Here is a 10,462-nt window from a genome sequence, read left to right as displayed (position 1 = left end):
TCAGCCTGTCGGCACCAGGTCGGGCGCGTCGTCGAGATCGCCGGACTCGTTGGCCGCCACGGCTTTTCGTCCGAAATAGATGATGTAGACCAAGAACCCTACCTCGGCGAGCACCCCGATACCGACGCGCACGGGCGTCGGAAACGGCGACGGCGTCACCATCGCCTCGATCAGCCCGGACACCAGCAGTACGGCCACCAACCCGACGGCGACCGACACCACCGCCCTGCCCTGTTCGGCGAGCGCCTGCCCGCGGGGCCGGTCGCCGGGCGAGATCGCCGTCCACCCCAGCCGCATGCCCGCAGCCCCGGCGAGAAACACCGCGGTCAACTCCAGCAGCCCGTGCGGGGTCAGCAGGCCGAGCAAGATGTCGCCCTTGCCGGCGTTGAACATCAAGCCGGCTATGACGCCGAGGTTGGCGGCGTTCTGGAACAGGATGTACGGAATCGGAATGCCCAGCAGAAGAGCGAACGCGATGCACTGGGCGGCGACCAGGGAGTTGTTCGTCCAGACCTGGAGAGCGAAGGACGCCGACGGGTGCTCGCTGTAATAGTCGGCCACTTCGTGATTGACCAAATGTTCTATCTCGCTGGGTGTTCCGATGGCGGACTGGACCTCTGGATTGCCCGCCACCCATATGGCGATGATCGCCGTTACGGCGAAGAACACCGCGGCGGTGGCGACCCACCAGCGCCACGACCGGTAGGTGGCAACTGGGAACGACACCGTCCAGAACCGAACGAACTCGCTCCACAGCGGCGCGTGCGCGCCGGTCACCGCCGACCGGGCCCGGGCCACCAGCGACGACAACCGACCTACCAGCACGGAATCCGCCGCGGCCGTCCGCACCATCGACAGGTGCGTCGACACCCGCTGATACAGATCGACGAGTTCGTCGACCTCGGCACCTGTCAGCCGCCGGCGGCGCTTGACCAGCTCGTCGAGCCGGTCCCAGGTCGGCCGGTGGGCCAGCACGAATGCGTCGACATCCACCTGGCAAATCCTAGTAGCGTGTCGGGCATGGTCGGGCAGGCAGAACAGGTGGTGACCGGTGACGCCGTCGTCCTCGACGTCCAGATCGCCCAGCTGCCTGTCCGGGCGCTGTCGGCGCTGATCGATATCGCGGTGATCTTCGTCGGTTATCTGGCCGGAGTGATGCTGTGGGCGCTGACCCTCGGCTCGCTGGACGCCGCGCTCTCCGGAGCGGTTTTGATCATCTTCACCGTGCTGGCGCTGATCGGTTATCCGTTGATCTTCGAAAGCGCAACGCGCGGCAAGACGCTCGGCAAAATGGCGCTCGGGCTTCGGGTGGTCTCCGACGACGGTGGCCCGGAACGCTTCCGGCAGGCGCTGTTTCGCGCGCTGGCCTCGTTCATCGAAATCTGGATGTTCTTCGGCGCCCCCGCGGTGATCTGCAGCCTGCTGTCACCGAAGGGCAAGCGGCTCGGGGATGTGTTCGCCGGCACCGTCGTGATCAGCGAGCGCGGACCACGGCTGCCACCGCCACCGGTCATGCCGCCGTCGCTGGCATGGTGGGCCTCGTCGCTGCAGCTGTCGGCTCTCGGCGCCGAACAGGCCGAGTTGGCTCGCCAATTCCTCTCGCGGGCATCGCAATTGGATCCACAGATTCGCGACCAGATGGCGTATCGCATTGCCGGTGACGTTGTGTCGCGGATCTCGCCGCCCCCGCCACCCGGTGTCCCCCCGCAGTATGTACTGGCCGCGGTGTTGGCGGAACGGCACCGTCGCGAGCTGGAGCGGTTGCGGCCGGCGCCGCCGCAGCAGCCGCCGTCGTGGAGCCCGCCGCCGAGCGCGCCGTGGTCACCACCGCCGCCAGCACCCGGCGGTGACAGCTTCGCGCCCCCTGGCTGACAGCCCGGTAGAGCTTCACCGAGACGGCCGTCAATCCAGGCCAACACCACTATGCCCGGGCGGGGTCCAGGGGTTCCTCGGCGCATACAGCAACGTTGCATCGCGATAGTTTCCGATATATCGTTGTCGTATCGGAAACGCGTAGGGCGTTTCCTCCCAAACGTAAGGACTGTCCATGAACTACCCATTCACACCACAACCCGGCGGGTTCGGCTTCGGATTCGGACCGGAGCAGCGCCGCGCGCTGCACGAGCATCGCCGGCAGGCCCGTCGCGAATTCCGCGACCACATCCGTGAGCACGGCGCCGACCGACACGGCCCCGGCTTTCAGGCCGGCTTTGGTTTCGGGCCCGGCCGCGGCGGCTTCGGTTTCGACCCGCGCGGTGGCTTCGGGTTCGGCTTCGGCGGGCCCCGCGGACGTCGCGGCGGCGGCAGGCGCGGCAAGCGCGGCGACGTGCGCGCCGCCATCCTGGCGCTGCTGTCCGACCGGCCTATGCACGGTTACGAGATGATCCAGGAGATCGCCGAGCGCAGCGGCGGGCTGTGGCGGCCGAGCCCCGGCTCGGTGTACCCCACCCTGCAACTGCTGGTCGACGAGGGCCTGATCGTCGGCACCGAAACCGAAGGCAGCAAGCGGCTTTTCGAGCTCACCGACGACGGTCGCGCGGCCGCCGAGAAGGTCGAGACTCCCCCGTGGGAAGAGATCGCCGCCGACGTCGAGCCCGGCCACGCCAACCTGCACACCGCGGTGACCCAGCTGATGGGCGCCGTCGCCCAGTCGGCATTCGCCGCGTCCGAGGAGCAGCAGCAGCGCATCATCGACATCGTCAACAACGCCCGCCGCGAGGTTTACAACATCCTCGCCGAAACCGACGATTCGGCGTAGTCGCCGATCCAACCGGAATAAGCCCGGCGGGAATCGTGTACGCACTAACTATGCGAACTTTCCCGCTGGGCTCTTTCCATGTCGGCCGCGTCGGCTTCGGCGCCATGCAACTACCCGGGCCGGGAGTGTTCGGCCCTCCCCGCGACCACGACCAGGCGGTGGCGGTTCTGCGCCGAGCAGTCGAGTTGGGCATCAACCACATCGACACCGCGCAGTTCTACGGACCCAACGTCGCCAACCAACTGATCCGCGAAGCGCTTCACCCGTATCCGGCCGACCTCGCGCTGGTCAGCAAGGTGGGCGCCAGGCGCGACGACACCGGCGCGTGGCTGCCCGCCCAGCATCCCGACGAGTTGCGCGCCAGCATCGAAGAGAACCTGCGCACGCTGGACACCGACCGGCTCGCCGCGGTCAACCTTCGTATCCACGACGACGATCCGATCGCCACCGGCCCCGTCGACCGCGACCTGTTCGGTCGTCAACTCGACGCGATGATCAAGGCCCGCGACGAAGGACTCATCGGCGGAATCGGGTTAAGCAGCATCACGATTGAGCACCTGCAGATCGCGCTGGACCACACGGAGATCGTCTGCGTTCAGAACGCCTACAATCTGGTCGACCGGATTGCGCAGCCAATCCTGGACGCTTGCGGAGAACACGGAATCGCGTTCGTGCCGTTCTTTCCGCTCGGGTCGGCGTTCGTCGCCGACAACCCGGTGCTCGGCCACCCCGCCGTCAAGCGGGAGGCCGAGCGGCAGGGTCGCACACCGGCGCAGATCGCGCTGGCATGGACTCTGTCGGTTGCTCCCAACGTCTTGCTAATCCCGGGGACATCGTCGGTTGCGCACCTCGAAGAGAACACCGCTGTGGCCGACATCGAGCTGGACGAAGACATCAAGCGCCAACTCGACGACGCCGCCTAGTTGCGATTTGGGCGTGATTTCCCGCGACGGGCGCGGGTTTTCACGCCGAAATCACTCGACGTCGACCCAGTCCAGCGTGCGCTCGACGGCCTTCTTCCAGCCCGCATAGCCTGCGGCGCGCTGGTCGTCGCTCCAATCGGGCGTCCAGCGCTTGTCCTCTTGCCAGTTGGACCGCAGGTCGTCCTCGTTCTCCCAGAAGCCGACCGCGAGACCCGCCGCGTACGCCGCGCCCAGCGCGGTGGTCTCGGCGACGACCGGCTTGACGACGTCGACGCCGAGGACGTCGGCCTGGATCTGCATGCACAGGTCGTTGACGGTGATGCCGCCGTCGACCTTTAGCACCTCCATGTGCACGCCAGAGTCGGCCTCCATCGCATCGACGACATCGCGGCTCTGGTAGCAGATCGCCTCCAGCGTCGCCCGCGCCACATGGGCGTTCGTGTTGTACCGCGACAGCCCGACGATCGCGCCGCGGGCATCCGAACGCCAGTACGGCGCAAACAACCCCGAGAAGGCGGGCACAAAGTAGACCCCGCCGTTGTCTTCGACCTGTCGGGCCAGCGACTCGCTTTGCGCGGCGCCGCTGATGATGCCCAGCTGGTCGCGCAGCCACTGCACAGCCGAGCCGGTTACCGCGATCGAACCTTCAAGTGCATAAACGGGTTTCGCGTCTCCGAACTGGTAGCAGACCGTCGTCAACAACCCGTTGTCGGACCGCACGATCTTCTCGCCGGTGTTCAGCAGCAGGAAATTGCCGGTGCCATAGGTGTTCTTCGCCTCTCCTGCATCCAGGCATACCTGACCGACCATCGCGGCCTGCTGGTCGCCGAGTATTCCGGTGATAGGGATCTGGCCGTTGACGGGTCCCTCGTCGCGGGTGATGCCGTAGGACTCCGGATAGGACGACGGCTTGATCTCGGGCAGCATCTGGCGCGGGATGTCGAAGAACGACAGCAATTCGTCGTCCCAGTCGAGGGTTTCGAGGTTCATCAGCATGGTTCGGCTGGCGTTGGTGACGTCGGTGACGTGTACCCCGCCGCGGGACCCGCCCGTGAGGTTCCACAGCACCCACGAGTCCGCGGTACCGAAGAGGGCGTCGCCCTTCTCGGCGTCCTCGCGCACGCCGTCGACGTTCTCCAAGATCCACTGCACCTTGCCGGCGGCGAAGTAGGTGGCCGGTGGCAGACCGGCCTTGCGCCTGATCACGTCCCCGCGCCCGTCCCGGTCGAGCGCCGAGGCGATGCGGTCGGTTCGGGTGTCCTGCCAGACGATCGCGTTGTAGTAGGGCCGGCCGGTGTTGCGGTTCCACACCAGCGACGTCTCACGCTGGTTCGTAATACCAAGCGCCGCAAGGTCGGTCGTCGACAACTTCGTCTTGTTCAGCACCGAATTCAGCACCGATGCGGTGCGCTCCCAGATCTCGACCGGGTTGTGCTCGACCCAGCCAGCCTGCGGCAGGATCTGCTCATGCTCGAGCTGGTGGCGTCCGACTTCTGCGCCGTCGTGGTCGAAGATCATGGCGCGGGTACTCGTGGTGCCCTGATCGATCGCCGCTATGAACTCTGCCAACTCCGGATGCTCCTCACCTTGTGCACGCCAAGCTCCAGTCGTCCATCATGGACCACATGCCAGGCAAGATCGTCGACATTCGAGCCGGAAGGCCGGCGACATCAGACATTGACCGCATGCCCCGCGGCGGCCCCGACGCGTCATGCCTCGATCGCCTGCTGCAGACCGATCGGCTGGAGTACCTGGACCGCGACGATGTCGACGAGGGCAAGAAGCGCAGCGTGATCCGCGCGCTCGAATGGACGGGCGCCGTCTTCGGCAACACCGACAAGTTCGCCCACATCGCGCTCGATGAAGTGGCCGACGTGCCCGACCCGAAGATCCTCGAGCTCGGCGCGGGCCACCGCGCCCTGTCACGCAAGCTGCTCGAATGGCATCCCACTGCCGAGCTCACGGTCACCGATCTGGACACAGCATCGGTGCAGGCCATCGCCGCGACCGACCTCGGCGACCATCCACGCGCCAGGGTCGCTCGGATGGACGCGACGGCAATCGACGCGCCTGACCGCCATTTCGATCTGGCAGTATTCGTGCTGTCCTTCCACCATCTCCCGCCGGCGTTGGCCGTGAAGGTCCTCGCCGAGGGCACCCGGGCGGCCACCAAACTCCTGATCATCGATCTGCCGCGGCCGCCCGCACCCTTGCACCTCGTGCGGCTGGCGACCATGCTCCCGCTGGCGCCGTGGGTGCCGTTCGTGCATGACGGTGTGATCAGCTCGCTGCGCTGCTACAGCCCCTCAGCCCTGCGGGCGCTCGCGGAGCACGCCGACCCGATGATCCAGCTCGAGCTGCGCGGTGGCCTGGTCAGTCCGCAGATAGCCGTCGCCAGCCGTCAGTCCGCGTAGCGACGGGGCATCCCGTGGTGGCCCCAGTCCCCGCCTTGGGAGATCAGCACCATCACGAAGATGGCGTAGAAGATCACGAACAGCAGCAGCAGACCACCCGCGATCCACAGTGACAGCTGGCCCAGCCGGCGCACCCGGTCGGACGCATACTGCGCACCCGCATAATTGCCCGCCGCCCACAGCGGATACACGTTGAAGGCGTGGGTGAAGGCCGAAAAGGACAGCGGCCAGAAGAACAACACCGCGGCGACGGCCCAGCCGACGTTGTGGGGTGGCGGCGCGGGCGGTAGCGCCGCAGGCTGCGGCTGCTGTGTCGGGGTGGTCGGTTCGGATTCGGTCATATCGGACTCCCTGTCGATGGAGAAAACGACATCACCGAACGTACTGCCATCGACGGCGGTCGTCAGATGCTCACCGAGGCGCCGCGCTCCAATTCGATGACACGGTCGCTGATCCCACGCCGTCTCATCTCTTCGACGAAATCCGACAGGGGCGAGGCGAAAACCCCGTAGTCATCGAAGTGGACGGGAATCATCCTCGGCAGGTTGAGCGCCTCGACCGCGTCGGCGCCCTGGCGGCCGTCCATGGTGACCGTCAACCCGAACGGCAGCCGTCGACCTGCGGGCAGCCGGGTGCCGCCCAGGTGCAGCACCCCCGCGTCGATGGCCGCGAAGCGGACCGGAATCTCGTTGAGCTCGTCCACGCAGAGCGTGTCGCCGGAAATGTAGATCCGGCGCGTCCGCTCGCCCGAGGTGAATTCGAGCATGGTGCCCATCACCGGCGGCAACAGCCGATGCACCGGCATCGGGGCGTGCCTGCCGGGTAGGGCCGTCACGTCGAGGACGGCGTCGTCCTTGACGATTTTGTGGCTCTGCCAGGTGCTCAGACCTATCGCGGAGCCGAATCCGCGGCGTCCGAGCCGCTTTGCCGCATGGGCAGTGGTGAGTACCGGGAGCTCATGATCGAGTTCGGTGGTCGCGCGGCGGTCCCAGTGGTCGCCGTGCATGTGGGACAACACGATCGCCTGCAGTGGTGGCAACTGGTCGATGTCGAGGGCCGGTTCCCGTAGGCGCTTGGACACCAGCCCGTAGCCCAGATAGGCGTGCTGTCCCCGATGCAGGAAGTTGGGGTCGGTCATCACGGTGATCCCGCCGCCGGAGATGAGCGTGGTGGCGTTGCCGATGAAGGTGACAGTGATATCCATCGCAAGGGGGCTTACCCGCGGCCCGCCGGATTATGCGCCGGTCCTTGCGCGGACCTCGCTGAGCCTGTTCCATCGGCGGTGTGGGCGAAGAGGTGACGCGGACCGACTACACCCGCGCACACCGCCGCGAGTACCGGCGCAAGGTCCAGCTGTGCCTGGACGTCTTCGAGACCATGCTGGCTCGATCGGGCTTCGAGTTCGAGCGGCCGCTGACCGGCATGGAAATCGAATGCAACCTCGTCGATAACGAGTATCAGCCCGCGATGAGCAACTCCGAAGTGCTGGCGTCGATCGCCGATCCGGCCTATCAGACCGAATTGGGCGCCTACAACATCGAATTCAATGTGCCACCCCGGCCGTTGCCCGGGCGTTCTGCGCTGGAATTGGAGTCCGATGTACGGGCGAGCCTCAACGCGGCCGAGGCTAAGGCGACCTCGGGCGGTACCCACATCGTGATGATCGGCATCCTGCCGACGCTGATGCCCGAGCATCTCACCGGCGACTGGATGAGCAATTCGACGCGCTATCAGGCGCTCAACGATTCCATCTTTGTCGCCCGCGGCGAGGATATCCAGATCGACATCATCGGCCCGGAGCGGCTCAGCCTGCACGCCGCCTCGATTGCGCCCGAATCAGCCTGCACCAGCATGCAATTGCATCTTCAGGTGTCCCCCGAAGACTTCGCGAAGAATTGGAATGCCGCGCAGGTGATTGCGGGTCCGCAGCTCGCACTTGGCGCCAACTCGCCCTACTTCTTCGGCCATCAACTGTGGGCCGAAACCCGCATCGAGTTGTTCGCCCAGGCCACCGACACCCGCCCCGACGAACTCAAGGCGCAGGGCGTGCGGCCACGGGTGTGGTTCGGCGAGCGCTGGATCACGTCGATCTTCGACCTGTTCGAGGAAAACGTCCGCTACTTCCCGTCGCTGCTGCCCGAGCTGTCCGACGAAGACCCCGTCGCCGAGCTGGCCGCGGGGCGCACACCGAAACTGCCTGAGCTTCGACTCCACAACGGCACGATCTACCGGTGGAACCGCCCGGTATATGACGTTGTGGATGGCCGGCCACACCTTCGCGTGGAAAACCGCGTGCTGCCTGCCGGTCCGACGGTGCTCGACATGATGGCCAACTCGGCGTTCTACTACGGCATGTTGCGTACCCTGTCCGAGGACGACCGGCCGTTGTGGACGAAGATGAGTTTTGCTGCCGCACACCAAAACTTCCTCGAATCCGCCCAGCACGGCATGGACGCCAGGCTGTATTGGCCAGGTGTGGGTGAGGTGACGCCCGACGAACTGGTGCTGCGCCAACTGCTTCCGATGGCCCGCGCCGGTCTGCGCAGCTGGGGGGTGGCCGATGAGGTGTCCGACCGCTACCTCGGAGTCATCGAAGGCCGCGCGAAGACCGGCCGCAACGGCTCGGTCTGGCAAGTCCAGACGGTACGCATCCTGCAGGAGCGAGGCATGACCCGGCCGGAAGCGCTCGCCGAAATGTTGCGGCGCTACTGCGCACGGATGCACAGCAACGAGCCGGTGCACACATGGGAGATCGACGGATGACGCCCAGGCGTTGGCTGGTAGCCGCCGCGGCGACGGTGGCTCTGGCCAGCTGCCAGCACGGCCAGCAGGCCGGCGCCGACCCCGTCACGTTCACAGTGGGACGGGAGTTCACGCTCAACGGCGGGCAGGAGGCAATCAGTGATGAGAACCTGCGCGTGCGGTTCACCGGCGTCCTCGAAGACTCTCGGTGCCCCCTGGACGTCGAATGCTTCTGGACCGGCCAGGCGCGGGTCGCGGTCGAGGTGCAGTCCCCCGGAAGACCGGCTGCCACAGCGGAATTCAACACCAACCCGGCACCCGGTCAGAACAGGCAGACGGTTCAGGCCGGCGGGCTCACGATCTCGTTGAAGGCTCTCGAACCGTATCCGCAGGCGCCCGACGATCCCAGGCCCTTCGAAGATTACCGGGCGCAGCTGCTGGTGCAGCGTTAGCGGTCGGCGGCCTCGTGCTCGTCGGTCGACTCTTCGGCGGCCTCGTCGTCGATCATCGTGGTTTCGTCGAACGGTCTCTCACCGTCGAGGACGCACTGCATCTGGTGGTGGTCCACGGATTTCGTCCACGACCCGACCAGAACGGTGGCCACCGCATTGCCCGAGAAGTTGGTGAGTGCGCGGGCCTCGGACATAAACCTATCGATGCCGACGATGATCCCCACGCCGTTCAGCAGTTCCGGCCGATGGGCCTGCACACCGGCGGCGAGGGTCGCCAGGCCGGCACCGGTCACCCCCGCGGCGCCCTTGGACGCCAGAATCATGAACGCGAGCAACCCGAGCTGCTCGGGGATTGACAGCGGGTCGCCCAGCGCGTCGGCGATGAACAGCGAGGCCATCGTCAGATAGATCGCGGTGCCGTCCAAGTTGAACGAATACCCCGTTGGCACAACGATTCCCACCGTTGCGGGTTCAACACCGGCGTGTTCCATCTTCGCGATCAGCCTGGGCAGCGCCGACTCCGACGACGACGTCGCGAGGATCAGCAGGTACTCGCGTGCAAGGTAGCGGGCCAGCTTGAAAATCGACACCCGGCTGACGGTCCATAAGATGGCGCCTAGCACACCGAATACGAAGATGACGCACGTGAGGTAGAACGCCGCCATCAGCACGCCGAGCTGCACAACGGCGTCGAAGCCGGTGGCACCGACCACCTCGGCCATCGCCCCGAAAGCCCCGATGGGCGCCACCCACAGCACGCCGAACAGGATGCGGAACACCAGCTTCTGCAGCAGCTCCACACCGCGCAGCAGAGGCTCACCGGTGGGGCCCAAAGTCTGGATGCCGAAGCCCACCAGCAACGCCACGACCAGCGCCTGCAGGACATTTCCCTTCGTCAGCGACGAGAACAGGGTCGTCGGGATGATGTCGGAGATGAAGTCCATCGGGCCGCCTTTGGCGGCGGCCTCCCCCGCCAGTTCGGCGCCCTTGGATGGATCGGACGGGATGTCGAGGCCGGTTCCCGGCGCGATGATGTTGCCGACCAGCAGCCCTATGCCCAGCGCGACCGTCGACATCACCAGGAAGTAGCCCAACGCAAGGCCGCCGACCTTGCCGACCGCGGCCGCCCTGATCTTGCCGATGCCCAGCACCACCGTGCAGAAGATGACGGGG

The 10,462-nt window shown here is 66.2% G+C and carries 11 protein-coding genes; 6 read left to right on the top strand and 5 right to left on the bottom strand.

Annotated features, from left to right (window positions below; all coding sequences use genetic code 11):
• Nucleotides 1-993 (bottom strand): stage II sporulation protein M, encoded by a 993-nt coding sequence (locus tag A5651_RS15985; RefSeq protein ID WP_066982645.1) that lies wholly within the window; start codon nucleotides 991-993, stop codon nucleotides 1-3.
• A gap of 27 nt (nucleotides 994-1,020) precedes the next feature.
• On the opposite strand from A5651_RS15985, the gene A5651_RS15980 reads away from it, so the two are divergent.
• From A5651_RS15980 to A5651_RS15970, 3 genes are all read left to right on the top strand, one after another.
• On the top strand, nucleotides 1,021-1,872 hold the full coding sequence (locus A5651_RS15980; protein WP_066982641.1) for an RDD family protein: 852 nt from the start codon (nucleotides 1,021-1,023) through the stop codon (nucleotides 1,870-1,872).
• Nucleotides 1,873-2,047: 175 nt separating this feature from the next.
• Nucleotides 2,048-2,758, top strand: coding sequence for a PadR family transcriptional regulator (locus A5651_RS15975; RefSeq protein WP_066982638.1), 711 nt, complete (start codon nucleotides 2,048-2,050; stop codon nucleotides 2,756-2,758).
• A 50-nt stretch (nucleotides 2,759-2,808) separates the two neighbouring features.
• Nucleotides 2,809-3,681, top strand: coding sequence for an oxidoreductase (locus A5651_RS15970; protein ID WP_066982636.1), 873 nt, complete (start codon nucleotides 2,809-2,811; stop codon nucleotides 3,679-3,681).
• 51 nt (nucleotides 3,682-3,732) lie between these two features.
• On the opposite strand, the gene glpK is transcribed toward A5651_RS15970, so the two are convergent.
• Nucleotides 3,733-5,250 (bottom strand): glycerol kinase GlpK, encoded by a 1,518-nt coding sequence (gene glpK / locus A5651_RS15965; RefSeq protein ID WP_066982633.1) that lies wholly within the window; start codon nucleotides 5,248-5,250, stop codon nucleotides 3,733-3,735.
• A 56-nt stretch (nucleotides 5,251-5,306) separates the two neighbouring features.
• Here glpK and A5651_RS15960 point away from each other — a divergent pair, with 56 nt between their 5' ends.
• A complete protein-coding gene (locus A5651_RS15960; protein ID WP_231988713.1) occupies nucleotides 5,307-6,095 on the top strand; it encodes a class I SAM-dependent methyltransferase in 789 nt (262 codons plus the stop codon).
• Here the strand turns inward: A5651_RS15960 and A5651_RS15955 are convergent.
• Nucleotides 6,083-6,436, bottom strand: a complete 354-nt coding sequence (locus tag A5651_RS15955) for a CD225/dispanin family protein (protein WP_082943798.1) — start codon at nucleotides 6,434-6,436, stop codon at nucleotides 6,083-6,085. The two genes, A5651_RS15960 and A5651_RS15955, sit on opposite strands and share 13 nt — an antisense overlap.
• A 62-nt stretch (nucleotides 6,437-6,498) precedes the next feature.
• The gene (locus A5651_RS15950) at nucleotides 6,499-7,299 is read right to left on the bottom strand and encodes an MBL fold metallo-hydrolase (protein WP_066982630.1); all 801 of its coding nucleotides are present in this window, start codon (nucleotides 7,297-7,299) and stop codon (nucleotides 6,499-6,501) included.
• An 80-nt stretch (nucleotides 7,300-7,379) separates the two neighbouring features.
• On the opposite strand from A5651_RS15950, the gene A5651_RS15945 reads away from it, so the two are divergent.
• Both A5651_RS15945 and A5651_RS15940 read left to right on the top strand, forming a co-directional pair.
• A complete protein-coding gene (locus A5651_RS15945; RefSeq protein WP_066982627.1) occupies nucleotides 7,380-8,858 on the top strand; it encodes a glutamate--cysteine ligase in 1,479 nt (492 codons plus the stop codon).
• Nucleotides 8,855-9,289, top strand: coding sequence for a hypothetical protein (locus A5651_RS15940; RefSeq protein WP_066982624.1), 435 nt, complete (start codon nucleotides 8,855-8,857; stop codon nucleotides 9,287-9,289). The genes A5651_RS15945 and A5651_RS15940 overlap by 4 nt, the downstream gene beginning before the upstream one ends.
• Here the strand turns inward: A5651_RS15940 and A5651_RS15935 are convergent.
• The coding region (locus A5651_RS15935) for a cation:dicarboxylate symporter family transporter (protein WP_066982621.1) at nucleotides 9,286-10,462 on the bottom strand (1,177 nt) is incomplete at its 5' end. The genes A5651_RS15940 and A5651_RS15935 overlap by 4 nt on opposite strands.

It is taken from the genome of Mycobacterium sp. 1274761.0 (assembly GCF_001668615.1).
Lineage (GTDB): Bacteria > Actinomycetota > Actinomycetes > Mycobacteriales > Mycobacteriaceae > Mycobacterium.
Note: the sequence above shows the minus strand (reverse complement) of the source record. Positions and strands in the feature narration are given on the sequence as shown.

Excerpts from the sequence above, each read along its gene's own strand:
- A5651_RS15980 (WP_066982641.1), top strand. The coding sequence starts at position 1,021 with ATGGTCGGGCAGGCAGAACAGGTGGTGACCGGTGACGCCGTCGTCCTC.
- A5651_RS15975 (WP_066982638.1), top strand. The coding sequence starts at position 2,048 with ATGAACTACCCATTCACACCACAACCCGGCGGGTTCGGCTTCGGATTC.
- A5651_RS15970 (WP_066982636.1), top strand. The coding sequence starts at position 2,809 with ATGCGAACTTTCCCGCTGGGCTCTTTCCATGTCGGCCGCGTCGGCTTC.
- A5651_RS15960 (WP_231988713.1), top strand. The coding sequence starts at position 5,307 with ATGCCAGGCAAGATCGTCGACATTCGAGCCGGAAGGCCGGCGACATCA.
- A5651_RS15955 (WP_082943798.1), bottom strand. The coding sequence starts at position 6,436 with ATGACCGAATCCGAACCGACCACCCCGACACAGCAGCCGCAGCCTGCG.
- A5651_RS15950 (WP_066982630.1), bottom strand. The coding sequence starts at position 7,299 with ATGGATATCACTGTCACCTTCATCGGCAACGCCACCACGCTCATCTCC.
- A5651_RS15940 (WP_066982624.1), top strand. The coding sequence starts at position 8,855 with ATGACGCCCAGGCGTTGGCTGGTAGCCGCCGCGGCGACGGTGGCTCTG.